The 17,694-nt window shown below is 46.0% G+C and carries 19 protein-coding genes and 4 tRNA genes; 3 read left to right on the forward strand and 20 right to left on the reverse strand.

The annotated features are described in order from the left end of the window. Window positions 1-68: 68 nt before the first annotated feature. The 8 genes from ACMXYT_RS15775 to folA form a co-directional block, all read right to left on the reverse strand. Window positions 69-143: transfer RNA gene (locus tag ACMXYT_RS15775), tRNA-Thr, on the reverse strand. An 11-nt stretch (window positions 144-154) separates the two neighbouring features. Continuing rightward, window positions 155-229 (reverse strand) — tRNA-Gly (locus ACMXYT_RS15780). 11 nt (window positions 230-240) lie between these two features. Further along, a tRNA-Tyr gene (locus tag ACMXYT_RS15785) sits at window positions 241-324 on the reverse strand. 31 nt (window positions 325-355) lie between these two features. Beyond that, window positions 356-431: transfer RNA gene (locus ACMXYT_RS15790), tRNA-Thr, on the reverse strand. A gap of 34 nt (window positions 432-465) precedes the next feature. Beyond that, window positions 466-1,119: a hypothetical protein gene (locus tag ACMXYT_RS15795; RefSeq protein WP_415899441.1), complete on the reverse strand. Its 654-nt coding sequence runs from the start codon at window positions 1,117-1,119 to the stop codon at window positions 466-468. Window positions 1,120-1,121: 2 nt separating this feature from the next. Next, a complete protein-coding gene (locus ACMXYT_RS15800) occupies window positions 1,122-1,835 on the reverse strand; it encodes a type III pantothenate kinase (protein ID WP_415899442.1) in 714 nt (237 codons plus the stop codon). After that, window positions 1,832-2,806, reverse strand: coding sequence for a bifunctional biotin--[acetyl-CoA-carboxylase] ligase/biotin operon repressor BirA (gene birA, locus ACMXYT_RS15805; protein ID WP_415899443.1), 975 nt, complete (start codon window positions 2,804-2,806; stop codon window positions 1,832-1,834). Before birA ends, ACMXYT_RS15800 begins: the two co-directional genes overlap by 4 nt. 15 nt (window positions 2,807-2,821) lie before the next feature. Continuing rightward, a complete protein-coding gene (gene folA / locus ACMXYT_RS15810) occupies window positions 2,822-3,325 on the reverse strand; it encodes a type 3 dihydrofolate reductase (RefSeq protein ID WP_415899444.1) in 504 nt (167 codons plus the stop codon). A 122-nt stretch (window positions 3,326-3,447) separates the two neighbouring features. On the opposite strand from folA, the gene ACMXYT_RS15815 reads away from it, so the two are divergent. Further along, window positions 3,448-4,299 (forward strand): thymidylate synthase, encoded by an 852-nt coding sequence (locus ACMXYT_RS15815; protein ID WP_415897122.1) that lies wholly within the window; start codon window positions 3,448-3,450, stop codon window positions 4,297-4,299. 50 nt (window positions 4,300-4,349) lie between these two features. On the opposite strand, the gene lgt is transcribed toward ACMXYT_RS15815, so the two are convergent. Both lgt and ACMXYT_RS15825 read right to left on the reverse strand, forming a co-directional pair. Beyond that, the gene (gene lgt / locus ACMXYT_RS15820; RefSeq protein WP_415899445.1) at window positions 4,350-5,126 is read right to left on the reverse strand and encodes a prolipoprotein diacylglyceryl transferase; all 777 of its coding nucleotides are present in this window, start codon (window positions 5,124-5,126) and stop codon (window positions 4,350-4,352) included. A 10-nt stretch (window positions 5,127-5,136) separates the two neighbouring features. Beyond that, complete coding sequence (locus ACMXYT_RS15825) at window positions 5,137-5,937, reverse strand: sulfite exporter TauE/SafE family protein (protein ID WP_415899446.1); 801 nt, start codon at window positions 5,935-5,937, stop codon at window positions 5,137-5,139. 84 nt (window positions 5,938-6,021) lie between these two features. Between ACMXYT_RS15825 and ACMXYT_RS15830 the strand changes: the two genes are divergently transcribed. Beyond that, window positions 6,022-6,792 (forward strand): NRDE family protein, encoded by a 771-nt coding sequence (locus tag ACMXYT_RS15830; protein WP_415911658.1) that lies wholly within the window; start codon window positions 6,022-6,024, stop codon window positions 6,790-6,792. Between the two features lie 20 nt (window positions 6,793-6,812). Here ACMXYT_RS15830 and ptsP read toward each other — a convergent pair whose 3' ends face one another. Continuing rightward, the gene (ptsP, locus tag ACMXYT_RS15835; protein ID WP_415899448.1) at window positions 6,813-9,086 is read right to left on the reverse strand and encodes a phosphoenolpyruvate--protein phosphotransferase; all 2,274 of its coding nucleotides are present in this window, start codon (window positions 9,084-9,086) and stop codon (window positions 6,813-6,815) included. Window positions 9,087-9,101: 15 nt separating this feature from the next. Continuing rightward, the gene (locus ACMXYT_RS15840; protein ID WP_415882757.1) at window positions 9,102-9,593 is read right to left on the reverse strand and encodes an RNA pyrophosphohydrolase; all 492 of its coding nucleotides are present in this window, start codon (window positions 9,591-9,593) and stop codon (window positions 9,102-9,104) included. 136 nt (window positions 9,594-9,729) lie between these two features. Here ACMXYT_RS15840 and ACMXYT_RS15845 point away from each other — a divergent pair, with 136 nt between their 5' ends. Then, window positions 9,730-10,383 carry an HAD family hydrolase gene (locus ACMXYT_RS15845; protein WP_415911659.1) on the forward strand — a complete coding sequence of 218 codons (654 nt, stop codon included), beginning with the start codon at window positions 9,730-9,732 and terminating at the stop codon, window positions 10,381-10,383. 64 nt (window positions 10,384-10,447) lie between these two features. Here ACMXYT_RS15845 and ACMXYT_RS15850 read toward each other — a convergent pair whose 3' ends face one another. From ACMXYT_RS15850 to ACMXYT_RS15885, 8 genes are all read right to left on the reverse strand, one after another. Beyond that, entirely contained in the window at window positions 10,448-10,672 is a 225-nt protein-coding gene (locus ACMXYT_RS15850; protein WP_415899450.1) for a phosphatase, read from the reverse strand. A gap of 18 nt (window positions 10,673-10,690) precedes the next feature. Continuing rightward, window positions 10,691-11,596, reverse strand: coding sequence for a polyphosphate kinase 2 (gene ppk2 / locus ACMXYT_RS15855; RefSeq protein WP_415892771.1), 906 nt, complete (start codon window positions 11,594-11,596; stop codon window positions 10,691-10,693). Between the two features lie 176 nt (window positions 11,597-11,772). Then, window positions 11,773-12,180, reverse strand: coding sequence for a CBS domain-containing protein (locus ACMXYT_RS15860; RefSeq protein WP_415892772.1), 408 nt, complete (start codon window positions 12,178-12,180; stop codon window positions 11,773-11,775). Window positions 12,181-12,297: 117 nt separating this feature from the next. After that, the gene (locus ACMXYT_RS15865; protein ID WP_415899451.1) at window positions 12,298-13,335 is read right to left on the reverse strand and encodes an NADP(H)-dependent aldo-keto reductase; all 1,038 of its coding nucleotides are present in this window, start codon (window positions 13,333-13,335) and stop codon (window positions 12,298-12,300) included. 32 nt (window positions 13,336-13,367) lie between these two features. After that, window positions 13,368-14,564, reverse strand: coding sequence for a class I SAM-dependent rRNA methyltransferase (locus ACMXYT_RS15870; protein WP_415911660.1), 1,197 nt, complete (start codon window positions 14,562-14,564; stop codon window positions 13,368-13,370). A gap of 83 nt (window positions 14,565-14,647) precedes the next feature. After that, the gene (gcvH, locus tag ACMXYT_RS15875; protein WP_415886154.1) at window positions 14,648-15,040 is read right to left on the reverse strand and encodes a glycine cleavage system protein GcvH; all 393 of its coding nucleotides are present in this window, start codon (window positions 15,038-15,040) and stop codon (window positions 14,648-14,650) included. A 41-nt stretch (window positions 15,041-15,081) separates the two neighbouring features. Then, window positions 15,082-16,194 carry a glycine cleavage system aminomethyltransferase GcvT gene (gcvT, locus tag ACMXYT_RS15880; protein WP_415899453.1) on the reverse strand — a complete coding sequence of 371 codons (1,113 nt, stop codon included), beginning with the start codon at window positions 16,192-16,194 and terminating at the stop codon, window positions 15,082-15,084. Between the two features lie 213 nt (window positions 16,195-16,407). Further along, a complete protein-coding gene (locus ACMXYT_RS15885; RefSeq protein ID WP_415899454.1) occupies window positions 16,408-17,688 on the reverse strand; it encodes a UbiH/UbiF/VisC/COQ6 family ubiquinone biosynthesis hydroxylase in 1,281 nt (426 codons plus the stop codon). Window positions 17,689-17,694 lie beyond the last annotated feature (6 nt).

Consider the following 17,694-nt stretch of genomic DNA (forward strand, 5'->3'; position numbering starts at 1 on the left):
AAATTTACAAAGCGCAAATATAACAAAGGGCAGATATATTACTATATCTACCCTAAAAAAATAAATTCTGGAGCTCAAGAGCGGAATTGAACCGCCGACCTCACCCTTACCAAGGGTGTGCTCTACCCCTGAGCTACTTGAGCTTAGTCTCACTTGGAGCGGGTAGCGGGAATCGAACCCGCCTCTTCAGCTTGGAAGGCTGAGGTAATAGCCACTATACCATACCCGCCTTACTGTGAATGGTGGTGAGGGGTGGATTCGAACCACCGAAGCTTACGCGTCAGATTTACAGTCTGATCCCTTTGGCCACTCGGGAACCTCACCAACAATTTCAAAACTTCACTGACCTATGAGATGGTGCCGGCACCAAGAGTCGAACTCGGGACCTACTGATTACAAGTCAGTTGCTCTACCAACTGAGCTATACCGGCGTCTCAATGAAGTGGCGCGTATGTTACCACCGAATCAGGGCTTTGCAACCCCTTTACACAACTTTTTTTCAATTTTTATAAAATAATAGTTTTCTTTGACTATTTCTTTGATTTTACTGGATAAATTTCGATCAACTGAAGCATCCATTACAACAACATAGCGAGTTCCAGTAGATTCGCGCTTTTCTACACGACTATCAATTGCTAGCGAAGATAGTACCTTTACCTGCTCTACAGCCAATTCTTTATTACTATAACCTTCTAGGCTGTATTCAAAGTCCAGTAATTCGTCACCAACTTCACTTAACCCCTTATTTTCCAGATAATCCATTAAAGCCAAGCGTTTCTTTAGATCTTCCGGTAAGGAAATCACTACCACATAGCTAGCAACAGCTACTTCTATCGCTTTATATTCTGCCTGACCGCCCAAGCCGACAATAAATTGCGTCACGGCAGCTGCTTTTACATCGGTTTCAAAACCAGCAAACCACAAACACTCTTGCTGGCTAGACTTCTCAGCCTTTAGTTTTTCAAGAGCGCCCTGATCCATCTCAGTAACCAGCTTTAACGTATTCAGCTGCTGGCGCGCCTCAGAGGTTTTATTAGTCTCTGGCTCTAGCTGAATGGAATGCCAAAACAGTAATACCGCATTGGCCAATAGAAGAAAGAGAAATAACCAACGAAACATAACTAAGACAACGCCCAAGCCAAACCGTCTAAAACCAAATCATGCTCGAGCTGCCCGCAGCCTGCCATCTTATAGAACAGTTCGCCATCACCGCCTGTTATATAGAGTGCGTTATGCTCAATATTTAGTTCCTTTACAATTTTTTCCGCCAAAGCAACAAACGCAAAATCAATTCCGTTAGATACGGCTGAATTTGTATCTTTACCCGGCTGAGGATTAAAGGACTTAAGTGAATGATCGACAAGAATTTCAGAAGTGTTTTCTAATAAGCCTTTTTGCATCAACCTGAGGCCCGGAATGATATGACCACCTATATGTTGGCCTTCATGATCAACGTGATCGACTGTAATTGCACTTCCACAATCAACCACACAACAAGCGCCCCCCGCCTTTTTAAAGGCAGCCAACATAGCCAACCAACGATCAACCCCCATCCGTTGCGGATCAACATAGCTATTTTTTAATCCAGCTTGCTCTGCTGTTGTTTTAGCAAATAAAGGTTCGACTTGCTCTAGCGCTTGAAATATTACTTTCAGCTGCAGGTTTATCTCTTTACCTGCAACTGACGCCACTCTGATTTTTGAAAATTTTTGTAGCCAGCTATCCGGAATTGACTGCTCGCTCAATTCTCGCGTTAACAGCTTACCTCGAGCACCATTCTGTTCGAGCACTCGCCACTTTATAAACGTATTGCCAGCATCTATTTCAAGAATCATAAGTTTCGCTGAACACTCACTTCTCCGCCATGGAAAGCCTGCACGCCAGACGGCGTCTGTAGAAGCAGTGCACCGGAGGTATCAATACCGTTACAAATACCCTCTACTACCTTCTCGCCAACCTGTAATGCGATCTCTTTATTCTGCATCGCATGATAGGACTGCCATTCATCAACCCATGCAGCAAAGCCCGTACGCTCAAACTCTTCAAGCCTTACTACCAGCTGATTAATAACTTCGGCCAATAGTCGATTGCGGCTTACTTCAGTACCAGCAATAGTTTTAAGATCGGTCCAAGGCTGATCGATATCTTCCGCCTGCTCCTTTGGCATATTCACATTCATACCAACACCAATAATCACTTGGCATTGACCTGACGCCTCTCCATTTAACTCAATCAAAATCCCTGCAAGCTTTTTGCCTTGATAAAGTAAGTCGTTTGGCCATTTCAGCTCAACCCCATCAACCGAGAGTACTTCCAATGCTTTAACAAGAGATAGACCGATCAGCAGACTCAAACCCTCAAGTGCTGCAGCACCCTGCTCAAATCGCCATACCAATGAGAAATAAAGATTGCGAGCAAAAGGGCTAACCCAGTTGCGACCTCGTCGACCACGACCTTCTGTCTGCTGCTCAGCAACAAACAAACGCCCATGACAATCTCCCTGTTGAGACTCCTTCATAGCCATCTCATTTGTAGATGCGATGGTTAACGGAATCTCTGGACATTTTATTAGTTCTGCAACCTCTGGGCGTAAAGCAGATTTAATCTGCTCATAATCCAGTAGCTCTACACCACCCGGGACACGATAGCCTCGCCCTTTAACACTGTAGACTTCAAGACCGCTTTCTTCGATACGGCGTATATGTTTCCAGATCGCACTACGGCTGATTCCAATTTCCTCTCCCAATTCTCGACCGGAGTGGAATTTGCCATCAGCTAGAATAGACAACAACGAACGGAGCGTCATACTACTTTGCCTTCTTTAAATTTTATCTAAAACAATAAAGCTATAGTTGTATGGGTTAGGTCCTTCTGCAGAGAAATCTTCTCTACCCACTTCTTTCCAATTTTCTTGCGCAAACTCAGGGAACCAAGCATCCCCTTCTATTTCTGCATCAACTTCTGTCAGATATAAACGATCAGCCTTCTCTAACGCTTGCGCATAAATCTGACCGCCACCAATGACCATCGCCTCGGATGCACCATCGATCATTGCTACACTTTCAGCCATATCAATAGCCGCTTCTAGGCTAGAAACAACTTTGACACCTTGAGGCGCATAAGATTCCTGTCTAGAGATAACGATATTGGTGCGCCCAGGTAGTGGACGGCCTATAGACTCATAGGTATTTCGCCCCATGATAATCGGCTTACCCATAGTCACTTGTTTAAAGTAACGTAGATCTTCAGGTAAGTGCCATGGCAGCTTATTGTTAACGCCAATCACTCGATTTTTAGCTTGTGCAACAATAATTGCTAAGTTCATCGAAACTCCTAATCGACTTATATCGCTAAGATATTAAGCATCATTTTATATTCTTACCAAAAATACTTAACATTCGGTAACATAATCTCACTGAATTTAAACACAGGGTTAAGCACAAACCAATGAGACAATACCTAGATCTGTGCCAAAGAATTATCGATGAAGGCGTTTGGGTAGAAAACAAACGCACAGGCAAACGCTGCCTTACCGTCATTAATGCTGATTTAACTTATGACGTCGGCCAAGGGCTGTTCCCTATGGTGACTACGCGCAAGTGCTTTTACAAATCAGCGATTGCAGAGATGTTAGGTTATCTCCGCGGTTATGATAACGCAGCAGATTTTCGCAAGATTGGCACCAAAACATGGGATGCCAATGCCAACGACAATGCTGAGTGGCTAGCTAATCCATATCGAAAGGGTGAAGATGATTGCGGTTTCATCTACGGAAAAGTAGGCAGAAACTTCCCAAAACCCGATGGCGGCAGTATCGACCTATTGCGCAAAATTGTGGATAACCTATCAAACGGTATTGATGACCGTGGTGAGATCTATACCTTCTATCACCCGGGCGCATTCCACATGGGTTGCTTACGACCTTGCATGTATAGCCATCATTTCTCACTGCTAGGCGATACACTTTACCTAAACAGCACTCAGCGAAGCTGCGATGTGCCATTAGGTCTGACGTTTAATATGGTGCAGGTGTACTTCTTGCTAGCGATCGTAGCCCAGATCACCGGTCATAAACCGGGTAAGGCGTATCACAAGATCGTAAACGCCCATATTTATGAAGACCAAGTCGAGCTAATGCGTGATGTGCAGCTTAAACGTGAACCGTTACCGTTACCGACCTTTAAAATCAATCCAGATATCAAAACGCTGGAAGATTTAGAAACATGGGTAACCGTTGATGACTTTGAAGTTGATGGTTATCAGCACCACGACCCGATTCAGTATCCGTTCTCGGTTTAGATCAGACAATAAAAAAAGAGGCCTATTTGGCCTCTTTTTTAAGCTCAATTTCATCCGCGCTTATAAGCGAGCCCAACCAACAACATCCCCAGCAGTATCATCGGCAAAGAAAGCAACTGACCCATGGTTAGCCACTCAAATGCGATAAACTGAAGATGCGCGTCCGGTTCACGCACGAATTCTACTAAAGATCGGAACAAACCATAGAGCAGTAGGAATAATCCAGAAACAGCCATTTTCGGTCGCGGTTTAGATGAGAACCACCAAAGCACCACGAATAGCACGAGCCCTTCTAGTGCAAATTCATACAACTGAGAAGGATGACGAGGCAGATCACCTCCGCGAGGAAATACCACACCCCAAGGCCCATCGGTAACACGCCCCCACAGTTCTCCACCAATAAAGTTACCTATGCGGCCAGCACCTAAACCGATCGGCACCAAAGGAGCCACAAAGTCCGTCATAGTAAATAGGGATTTACCATGTTTGCGGCCAAACAGATACATAGCTGCGGTAACACCGAGCAAACCTCCGTGGAAAGACATTCCACCTTCCCACACAGCAAACAACCACAGCGGATCTTGCAGGAATCGATCAAAATGATAGAACAGGACATACCCCATTCGACCACCTAAAACCACGCCCATAGCGCCCCAGAAGATCAGATCGGATATCTGCTCTTCAGTCCAGCCAGAACCCGGCAAACGCGCTCGTCTTACACCTAACCACCAAGCTGCGGCAAAGCCGATCAAGTACATCAAGCCATACCAATGAATCTGCAATGGCCCGAGATCTAATGCAATCGGGTTGATATCATGAACCCACACAGCGCTACTCCTAAACTAGGTTACTGATTAAGAAACGCAGTCCTACACAGAATAAAAAGACTGCAAAAATCCGTTTTAAAACTGGTCCAGGCAAGCTGTGCGCCCATTTAGCACCAAACTTAGCAAAATAAGAACTGGTCAAAACAATACCCGCAAATGCAGGTAGGTAGACGTAACCTGCACTCCAATCAGGCATATCAGCATTACCCCAACCTTCCCAAACATTGGTTAGCGCCGCCATTACTGCAATCGGAAGGCCACAGGCAGCCGATGTAGCAACAGCTTGCTGCATCTGAACTCGCCCCCAAGTGAGATAAGGCACGGTCAGGGTTCCACCACCAATACCAAAAATACTGGAGAGCCAACCAATCACACCACCTGAGATAACAAAAGATTTGGTACTCGCCGATTTTTCACCCGCATCAGGCTTTAGGTTCAACGCCATCTGGATCGAAACCAAAATAGCAAAGCTACCCAACGCAATTTGCAGCCATTCACCGGTCATTTGTCCCGCAGTTTTAACGCCGAGAAATGCACCCAACAGAATACCGGCCGTTAAAGGCTTAAAAATATCCCAGCGGACTGCACCTTTGCTGTTATGTGCCATCGTAGAGCTGATCGAAGTCACTACTATGGTCGCTAAAGAGGTAGCAACCGCTGCATGGGTTAGCACACTAGGCGCCATCCCCTGTAATTCAAAGCAAAAGACCAATACCGGCACGATCAACAGACCACCACCAATACCAAATAAGCCTGCAACAACCCCTGCTGCTGCGCCTAGAATTAAGTAGGTAAGAATTGTGATCAGCATCTTTTATCCTTTACTCTGCCTTTGTGCGATTTGCACTTACAATAAAAACGATCGCTATATTACCCAATTAATGGCCTATTACCTATGTGCTTAATAACATTCGCATATAAGACCCACCCTAAATACTCCCTGATTTTACTCGCCAATCGCGACGAGTTTTATCAAAGAGCAAGCCAAACAATGCATTTTTGGCCAGATCAGTCTCATGTGCTTGCCGGAAGAGACCTAGAACAGATGGGCACTTGGTTGGGCATCAACAAGGAAGGAAAGTTCTCAGCCGTTACCAATTTTCGTGATGGCAACAATATGACCAAATCGAAAAAATCTCGCGGTGAGCTTACAGCCAATTTCTTAACGGGTTCTACTGATGCGAAAAGCTATTTAGCGCAATTGGAGAAAGAAAAATCACAATACGGCGATTTTAATCTGCTTACAGGGGACAAAACAGGTCTGTACTACTGTTCTAACCGCGGAGGTCAAACGCAGCAATTACAACCCGGTGTATACGGAATGAGTAATGCGCTTCTAGACACACCTTGGCCAAAGCTTACCCAAGTAAAACAGGCACTATCAGACACAATCGAAAATGAGATTATTTCTGAGCAGGTTTTATTTGAGATTATGCTTAACGATCAACGCGCCGCAGACGAAATCCTGCCAGACACCGGCGTACCTTTTGAATGGGAAAGGTTGCTCTCTTCTAGTTTTATTCGGTCAGAGACGTACGGCACTCGGGCTATAACACTTCTACTACAAGGACTCGATGGCCGTACAACAGTTATCGAACAAGGGTACGACTATAATGGGCTATTAGAAAGAAGTGAGTATCAACTTACCTTGCCAGCCCTAGGGTAGTAATCTCCAGAAAAAATCGACTAAACAACAACCGGCTGTTTTGGCAGCGCTATACCCAATTCAGTTAGGCGCTCATTGATGAATTTCTGAATGCGATCAGCATCATCCATCGCCATCACATCTTTCAAGAGTTGACCCGCGTCTTCCTTACTCACTTGGCGAATCGCGGCTTTTACTTTAGGCAGATTGGTCGCGTTCATTGATAGCACGTCATACCCCATTGCCATCAACAGCAAAGCACCACCTGGCTCAGACGCCAATTCACCACAGATAGACACTGTAACGTTTTCTTTATGCGCCTCTCGTGCAATGAAAACAAGCGCTCTCAGAACAGCGGGATGGTAGCTAACATACAGATCAGCAACACGAGGGTTATTTCGGTCTACGGCAAGCAGATACTGAGTAAGGTCGTTGGAACCTACCGAGATAAAATCGACACGACGGGCAAATCGGCGTACCTGATAAACAGCTGCCGGCACCTCAACCATCACACCCACCAATGGACGCTCTATATCATGCCCTTCATCTTGCAGCTCTTTAACTGCACGATCGATCTGACGACTTGCTTCTTCTACTTCGCCGACGCTGGTCACCATCGGCAACATGATACGTAGATTACCGTAGCCTTCACCCGCTTTAAGCATGGCGCGTACTTGCACTAGGAAGATTTCAGGATGATCCAGCGTCACTCGGATACCACGCCATCCCAAGAATGGGTTTTCCTCTTCAATTGGGAAGTAAGGTAGTGACTTATCTCCACCGATATCCAAGGTGCGCATTGTCACAGGACGAGGATGGAATGCTTCAAGCTGCTTGCGATAAGTCTGCGCTTGGTCTTGCTCACTCGGGAAGAACTCTCGGATCATGAAAGGCACTTCGGTTCGATACAGTCCGATACCTTCTGCTCCGCGATCAAGTGAACGCGCTACATCGGCGATCAAACCTGTATTTACCCATAACGGCATTCGGAAACCATCTGTCGTTTCCGCAGGCAGGTCCTTGATCGCTTCAAGTTCGGCTGCTTGCTCCTGCTCACCACGCAAGATATCTCTGTATGCCGTTAGAAGATCCTCTCCCGGCTGTACGTAAATTCGACCTGAATAACCATCAAGAATCAGCTCTCGACCATCAATACGCGTTAGAGGCAGATCAACCGCGCCCATAATGGTAGGAATGCCCATGGAACGAGCAAGGATCGCAGCATGTGAGTTACTAGAACCATGCACAGAAACTAAACCGACCAACTTCTCGCTCGGCACTTCTCCAAGCATCGCCGGGGTTAGTTCATCAGCAACTAGTATTGTTTCATCGGTAAATTCGAGTACTGCAGGCGCATCTTCTTGCAGATAGGCGAGCACTCGACGACCTAAATCTTTGATATCCGTCGCACGTTCACGCAGATAGGGATCATCCATCATAGAGAACTGACGCACATGCTCCATGACAACTTCACGCAGTGCACCTTGCGCCCAGTTACCTTGGCGAATTCTCGCTACAACTTCGCCAGCCAAGGCATTGTCATCCAACATTCGAAGATAAACATCGAACAGCGCCTGCTCTTCAGAACGTAAACGCTGGGCTAAACTGCGCCCAACTACTTTGATATCCCGTCGAACAAGCTTTAACGCAGCTTCAAAGTTCGCAATTTCCTGCTCTACATCTTTGGCAACTTTATCCGGAACTGAATTCAGATCTGCAGGAGGCGCAACAACCGTAGCCGAACCAATAGCTACGCCAGCAGAACCCGGTACACCTTCAAAGCGTAAGTTAACAATCTCGCTACTAGGCTCTTCACCCATCGCACCTAAAGAGCCTGTGGCTTCAGCATGAGCAATCGCACCTGCTAGTTGCGCAGATAATGTAACCAGAAAAGCTTCTTCGCTCTCATCAAAACGGCGCTGCGCTTTTTGCTGAACAACTAAGACCCCTAAAACACCGCGGTGATGGATAATCGGCACACCGAGGAAAGAGTTAAAACGCTCTTCACCAGTGGACTCAACATATTTGTAGGCGGGATGTTCAGAGGCGTTTTCAAGGTTGATTGGTTCGGCACGATCCACCACCATACCAACCAAGCCTTCTTCGGCAGATAAGCGAACACTACCTACCGCTTCTTGATTTAGACCCTCGGTCGCCATCAAAACATAACATTGATCCTCGGGATCAAATAGATAAACAGAACAAACCTCTGTGGACATAGCACGCTGGATGCGACGCACAATCAGATTCAGTACCGAGTCCAAATCTGGCGCGATACTGACTTCCTGTACAATCTTCTTCAACACATCCAGCATTCAGTGTCTCTCCTTCTAGGTATTTATGGCATTAAATCTCGATAGTTTAGGTGATAATTCTCGCATTGCCTTGCGATACACCTCTCGTTTAAATGACACAACCTGTCCTAGCGGATACCAATAGCTCACCCAACGCCAACCATCAAACTCTGGCGATTCAGTGTGATCAATTTTTACCGCGCTATCTGCGCTCAACATCCGTAGCAAGAACCATTTTTGCTTCTGGCCAACACATACCGGATGCGAATTGCGCCGGATCATTCGTTTGGGCAATCGGTATCTCAACCAACCTCGGGTTACTGCAACAATCTCTACATCTTCTGCAGCAAGTCCAATCTCTTCTCTTAATTCGCGATACATTGCTTCTTCAGGGGTTTCATCCTCATTAATCCCCCCCTGCGGAAACTGCCAAGCATCTTGGCCAATTCGTCTTGCCCAAAGGACCTGACCCAGCGAGTTAGCCAGAATGATACCGACATTCGGCCTGAACCCATCTGAATCAATCACTTTAGTTATTCCTAATTATTTTTCAGCTATTGTTCCATAATTCTTTGATACTCAGCAAATCCCTTTTCAGACAATTGCATTCAAAGCATATCCTCCCTATCCTTGCGACACTATCTTATTCGTTGAGGAACCTCTTTTGAGCTTAGCAATTTTTGATCTGGACAATACTCTTCTTGCCGGTGACAGTGATCACGCATGGGGCGAATTTTTGTGCGAAAAAGGGATTGTAGATAGCGATGAGTATAGTCGCGCAAACGACTACTTTTACGAGCAATATAAAAATGGCGGATTAGATATTTTTGAATTTCTTGCCTTTGCTCTAAAACCTTTGACGCAGATGAAACGTGCAGAGCTAGATAAGCTGCATTTAGAGTTTATGGAATCTAAAATTATTCCAATTATGCTGCCTAAAGCGGCTGAGCTTCTGCAGAACCACCGCGAACAAGGTGATTACTTGCTTATTATCACAGCGACTAACCGCTTTGTAACAGGCCCTATCGCAGACAAGCTTGGTGTAGACGATATTATTGCAACAGACCCAGAAGAAGTGGATGGTGAATATACCGGTAAAGTTGCGGGTATACCTTGCTTCCAAGATGGCAAAGTAACGCGCCTGAATGAGTGGTTAAAACATAATGACTTCAATTTAGAAGGCAGTTATTTCTATAGTGATTCCCACAATGACTTACCGTTGCTGGAGAAAGTAACTCATCCAGTCGCAGTAAACCCAGATGAAACGCTGGAAGATCATGCCAACGCCAACCTTTGGCCTGTGCTTGATCTACGTTGATCAGGTGTAAACATCCGCACAAAAAAGAGAGGCAATAGCCTCTCTTTTTTATTTCTGTTAAAACTCAATCAAAATGTTCTGCAAAATGACGAACATCGTGAGCTAACTTATCAATCTTATCGGCCGCTTTTTCCATCTCTGCCAAAACAGCCGCACTGATCGCTGACTCAATCAACAGTGCTAACTCATCAAAATGCTCTTCACCAATATCGTTACACATTGCTGTTGGTAATCTCTCCTTAAAAGACGAGACAACATGTTGAGCATGTGCAGTTTGTTTCATTGTCATCGTTTTACTCCTTAACTCTTACTTATGCACTGGGTGACGATCAATTTGCCCTTGGGCATTGCTGACGATTTGCGGATCCGGCTGAAGATCAATCTCTTCACTTTTATTCGGATAAGGCATACGACTAAGTAGATGGCGCATTGCATTAAGTCTTGCGCGCTTCTTATCGTCAGACTTAATCACAGTCCAAGGCGCATCTGCTGTGTCGGTATAGAAAAACATCGATTCTTTGGCTTCTGTATATGAATCCCACTTATCTAAAGAGGCCAAATCGATTGGAGAAAGTTTCCATTGCTTCAACGGATCTACACGACGAGCCTGAAAACGTCGGAACTGCTCGTCACGGCTTACCGAGAACCAGAACTTAAACAGTTTGATGCCACTTCGCGCCAGCATACGTTCCAGATCAGGTGTCTGACGCATAAACTCTAAATACTCAGATGGCGAACAGAAGTTCATCACCTTCTCAACGCCAGCACGGTTGTACCAAGAACGGTCAAACAGCACTATCTCACCAGCCGTAGGAAGATGATTGATGTAACGCTGGAAATACCACTGTCCTTTCTCTTGCTCGGTCGGCTTTTCCAAAGCCACAACACGGGCACCACGAGGATTGAGGTGCTCCATAATACGTTTGATGGTTCCACCTTTACCGGCGGCGTCACGCCCTTCAAAGAGGATAACAACACGCTGCCCGGTCTCGCGCACCCAGTTCTGCATCTTCAATAGTTCTATCTGCAGCTCTTTTTTGCGCTTTTCGTATTCTTTGCGGGAGATCTTTGTATCGTAAGGGTATTCGCTGGACTCAAACAGATCAGTAACTTCCTGATCCAGCAGTACAGTAGGGCAGATTTCTTCTTGCGGTGGCAAGGTCACATCTGCAGTTTGAACATCAACGTCTGGGGTCTGTAACTCCTGGTTCATAGGCTTACCTCTCTAGTTCGGTTAATCAGTATTACTGATTATGCGCCTACTACATCAGGAGTTTCTGATATAGGTCAAACAACCATTATTATTTTAAAAATTAACTTTCTCTCTATAATTATTCTTCGGTATGATCCCTCGTCCTTTGCGGTTAAACCTTCACGGAATAACAGCCTTTAAGCCACCACTTTACAGTGCTTCAAAGACTCATTTAGCTCATGCATCAACATGCTTCGCGTGATGATACCCACAAGCTTATTCTGCTCAACCACTGCATACACTTTTGGTTTATCCAAACCCATCTGCTGAGCCAAATCGACAATACTCAATCCCGGTGCAACCGTAAGTGGATCGGTACGCATAATATCACCAACAATTTCATGGCTATCACAGTGATAGCTGTCGGTAACCAAATAGGGCAAACAATCAAACTCTGATAAAAAGCCAACCACCTTCAAGTTCTTATCCACAACCGGTAAGCCTAAATACCCAGAATCTAGAATATGAGAAACCGCCTCAACTAGGGGCATATCTGCACTTAGCGGCTTATTCACAGGAAACATTGCATCTTTTACTTGTAACATAACCCTACCCACCTGTTTTATCTTGCTGATTACAGTCTGGCAAAGAACTCGAAAATGACAAATTCACAACAAAAAAGGGAGCTGTTAAAGCTCCCCTTTTTGATCAATTCGCCAAAGCTATGGGCATGGATTCGGATAGCGGACATGAATCGCTTCAATCTCCGCCAGTAAACCTTCATCAAGGTTAAGGTTTACCGAGTCTATATTCGCTGTCAGCTGCCCCATGGTCGTTGCGCCAATAATATTACTGGCAACAAAATCACGACTATTAACAAAAGCCAACGCCATCTGAGCTGGATCCAAATTATGCGCTCGCGCTAGCGATACATACTCTTCAGTCGCTTTTATACCTTGTTCATTCAGATATCGAGTGTAATCAGGAAACAGGGTTAAACGGCCTTTCTCAGGCTGAGCGCCATTAAGGTACTTGCCACTCAAGGTACCAAATGCCATTGGTGAATACGGCAGTAGAGACACCTGCTCACGCATCAAAACCTCGGTTAAACCGACCTCGGAGGAGCGGTTTAACAAGTTGTAAGGATTCTGTACGGAAACAACTCGTGGCAGGCCTAATTGCTCAGCATAAGCGAGAAACTTCATGGTTCCCCATGCCGTTTCATTGGATAAGCCCACATATCTAATCAAGCCTTCATCCACCAGCTCTTTTAAAATGTTTAGGGTTTCCAAAATTGCTGCCCCATCGTTTTCTGGAGCATGCTGGTAGCCTAACTTACCAAAAAAATTAGTGGTGCGATCTGGCCAGTGGAGTTGGTAGAGGTCAATATAATCGGTTTGGAGGCGCTTTAAACTGCCTTGGATCGCTTCACGAATGTTTTTGCGATCAAAATGCATTTCAGGGCGGATAAAGCTGACAAAATCACCGGGCCCCGCAACCTTTGTTGCAACAATCACCTTATCGCGGTTATTCCGCTGCTTCATCCAATTGCCGATATAGGTCTCGGTCAGCCCCTGATAGCGCTCATCAACAGGCACTGGATACATCTCAGCAGCATCAAGAAAATTGACACCTTGTGCCCAAGCATAATCCAGCTGCTCAAACGCTTCGACCTCAGTATTTTGACGCCCGAAGGTCATGGTTCCCAGACAGATTAGACTCACATTGAGGTCAGTATTACCTAGCTGACGATATTGCATGGTAAAGCTCCTATCTGGGAACAGATGTCAGATTAAGACGATGGCAAAACTCTGACAAAGAATGATTTAAGGTAATCCGTTTCTGGAATCGCCGGATGTACCGGGTGGTCTGCACCCTGATGCCCCTGATCAAAGACCTGAGCATTACGATCCAATTCGCGGCTATTACTACGAATAATATCGATCAAGCGATCACGCTGAAGATGCATAGAGCATGACGCAGACACCAAGATTCCGTCTTTCTTAAGCAGACGCATCGCGAAGTTATTCATACGGGAGTATGCACGCTCACCATTACGAATATCCTTTTTCTTCTGGATAAACGCAGGCGGATCCAACACAACCACATCAAATTTTTCTTTATCTGCAATCAGAGACTTACAGATATCAAAGGCATCGCCGTGGAAGCCTTCGAAACGATCAGACGCATTGTTGATACGCGCGTTCTCAGCTGCCACTTCTAGAGCAAAGTGGGAAGCATCAACACAGATCGCCTGATTAGCACCAGCAGCCAAAGCTTGCGCGCCCCAGCCACCTACGTAACTAAACAGATCCAGTACCCGCTTACCTTCAACATGCTTTTGCATCTGTGCGCGGTTATTACGGTGATCGTAGAACCAACCAGTTTTCTGGCCTTTCTGCAGTGGTGCTAGCAGTGGCACAGAGTTTTCCATCAACGGACACAGTTCAGGGATATCACCCTGGATAATCTCTGTGTAGGTTTCCAAGCCTTCCATATCACGCATTTTGCCGTCGTTACGCAGCAAAATAGCTTTCGGCGTGAACACCTTGTTCAATGCGTCGATAATGTCATCTAGCACCGCTTCCATGCCAGCTGTAGAGATCTGTACAACAAACACATCGTAGAAACGATCAATCACTAGACCAGGTAGAGCATCACTGTCACCAAACACCAAACGATAACAATCATCAGTAAAGCAGCTTTCACGCAGTGATAGCGCCACTTTTAGACGGTGAATGATTAAGGAACGATCCAAAGTGTATTTAAGATCACGACTGACAATTCGACCGCAAATCAACGTATTTGGGTTTACATAAGCAACGCCTAAAGGTTTGCCTTTGTCAGTTTCGACAATAACCTGCTGACCCGGCTCAAAGCTCTTCAGCGGCGTCGCACGGTTATCCACCTCGTTACTGTAGATCCAAAGGTGACCACCACGCAGCCTGCGTTCAGCCCCACTGTTTAGTTTTAGAGTTTGCAGTGACATGTTTTTCCTGTTTTACAGACAACTGTCCCGGCATATAGCCGGGACAAGGTATTTATTTCTCAGGCCGAGGCCCTAAATCTGACTTAAGCTTCAGATTCGCACAGATCGTTGTAAGCTTCTGCGCTTAGTAGTTCGTTCAACTCTTCAGCGTCGCTTAGCTTCAATTTGAAGAACCAACCATCACCGTATGGATCAGAGTTAACTAGCTCTGGAGAGTCTTCCAGATCTTCGTTAACGGCTACAACTTCACCACTTAGCGGCGCGTATACATCAGATGCAGCTTTAACAGACTCAACAACACCTGTTTCATCACCTGATTCTACTTCAGCACCGACTTCTGGCAGCTCAACGAAAACTACGTCACCCAAAAGGTCTTGCGCGTGATCTGTTACACCAATGACAACGGTGCCATCACCTTCAACGCGGATCCACTCGTGACTAGCAACGTATTTCAGTTCAGATGGAATGTTACTCATGTTTATTTCCTACCCCTATGGGTCCTGTTTAAATCGAATTCTTAGTCAAAAACTTTTTTGCCGTTACGGACAAAAGAAGGACGAATTACACGTACAGACACCAACTTGCCTTTACCACGCAGATCCACTTCAGCTGTATCCGTTGTGCCCACTGGCACACGCGCCATAGCGATCGAACAACCTAGCGTTGGGGAGAATGTACCACTGGTAATCTCGCCTTCGCCAATGCCGTCTACTACAACCTTCTGATGTGCACGCAATACACCACGCGCTTCCATCACTAGACCTACAAGCTTATGGCTTACACCTGCATCGCGCTGCTGTTGTAGTGCTTCACGGCCGATAAATACACGCTCTTGCGGTTCCCAAGCGATCGTCCAACCCATATTAGCTGCAAGTGGGGAAATGGTTTCATCCATATCCGCGCCATATAGGTTCATACCCGCTTCTAAACGCAAAGTGTCGCGCGCGCCTAGTCCACACGGAGCAACGCCAGCATCCGCGAGCGCCTGCCAGAAATCTGCTACCTCATCTTCAGGCAGCATCACTTCTAAACCGTCTTCACCAGTATAGCCAGTTCTCGCAATAAACCAGCCTTCTGACTCTAAACCTTGGAAAACACTTAACTGATCGATCAAATTAGCGCGAGACTCAGTTACAGCTTCTTTAGCCAACGCTAATGCGTCTGGGCCTTGCACGGCCACCATCGCCAATTCTGGCTGCTCTGTTAGGGCAACGTCATCAAAGCTAGCTGTCTGGTCAGACATCCAACGTAAATCTTTTTCGCGTGTTGCACAGTTCACAACGACACGGAACCACTCACCAGCAACACCTGGCTCTGTCATTAGGTAGACAATAAGATCATCAATTACACCAGCATCTTCATTCAGCATGCCGCTGTACATCGCCTTACCTTTTTCCTGCAACTTAGCAACATCGTTTGCTAGCAGGTAACGTAAATACTCTTTAGCGTCTGTGCCGGTAACGTCTACAACCGTCATGTGGGAGACATCAAACATACCAGCAGCTTGTCGAACCTTGTGATGCTCATCTACCTGAGAACCATAGTGGATTGGCATATCCCAACCACCGAAGTCGACTAGCTTAGCACCCATCTCTTGGTGCTTTTCGTACAATGCAGTTTTGCTACCCATATTATTAACTCTTATCAGGGGCTAGCTTAGGCCTTGTTATCGTCATAAACAGGTCTTGCTAGGCTTTAACAACTGCTTTTCAGCTCAAGAGCGAATCAATTGACCTGAAAAACAAAAAAAGGGAAGACAATTTATAGGGATTCTCTTCACAGTTCAATCTTTGAACGACAAACTAGGGTTGCGACTATGGTCGGATCAGATTATCCAAGCCAATTATTCTTGAATGTTTCTCTGCGCCAATTGTGGCAAACGGCCAGATAATCCCATCGCATCCATCACAATATGGTTTTTAACAGGTGACAGTTTATCCAATAAGTTCATACCCATATTGCGCGCTAAGCAAGCTAAAGGCTGTCTGGTATTAAATAAACGCTTGAAACTTTCCATAGCTAAAGACATCTGGATATTGTCATTGCGGCGTTCGCGCTGGAATCTGCGTAACACAGATTGAGCGCCTAAAGGCTCACCTCGACGCGAAGCTTCCATCAACGTTTCAGCTAATTGAGCTGCATCCAGTAAACCTAAATTCACACCCTGACCTGCCAGAGGATGGATGGTATGTGCCGCATCCCCAATCGCAGCAAAGCCCGGCTGGATATAATGCTGAGCATGACGCTGACGTAAAGGAAAAACGCTGCGTTGATCGCACCATTCTATGTCGCCTAAACGGTTCTCAAATGCGCGGCCTAATTGCTGGCAAAACGCGTCATCTGGCAATGCCATCAATTCATTGGCATGTTCTGGCGATGTCGACCAAACAATCGAGCAGTAGTAATCGCCCTCTTCGTTACTCAGAGGTAACAATGCTAGCGGTCCATCTTCGGTAAAACGCTGCCAAGCGGTCGCTTGGTGAGGCTGTTCGGTTTTAACTGTGGTCACAATGGCATGGTGACCATAGTCCCATTCCACCATCGGTAGACCAGCATGTTGACGCGTTTTAGATAACGCGCCATCCGCAGCAACCACTAGACCCGCTTGAATGATACGACCATCACTCAATTTCACCGCACGACCATGATCAGACTGGGGAGAGAGCTCCGTCACTGTCACGCCGGTAATCAGTTCTACTGAAGGTGTTTCTAAAAGAACCTGATACAAACCCGCCAGTGTCACACGGTTTTCTACAATATGGCCTAAAGCGGGTTCATGTAACTCTCGTGCTGAGAAATGAATATGCCCAGTCCCTTCGCCATCCCAAACATCCATCTCGGTGTAGGGGCTTAGACGATAATCCCGCATATACTTCCAAGCACCTACAGAGGTTAAGATCTGCTGTGAGGCACAGGTGAGCGCACTGACACGAGGGTCATAGCCCTTAGTTTGAGCGCCTTTAACAAACTCAGAGAAACCACTGATATCGCCTTCACGCTGCTCTAAAAGCGTTACTTTAATATCGGCATCCGCCAAAGCCGCAGCAAGGGTAACTCCCACCATGCCGGCTCCAACAATCACTACATCTGAATTAAGCACTTGTGCCTGTGTATTTTCTGGCATGATCTA

Origin of the sequence: Neptuniibacter sp. QD37_11, from assembly GCF_047778105.1 — a bacterium.
Lineage (GTDB): Bacteria > Pseudomonadota > Gammaproteobacteria > Pseudomonadales > Balneatricaceae > Neptuniibacter.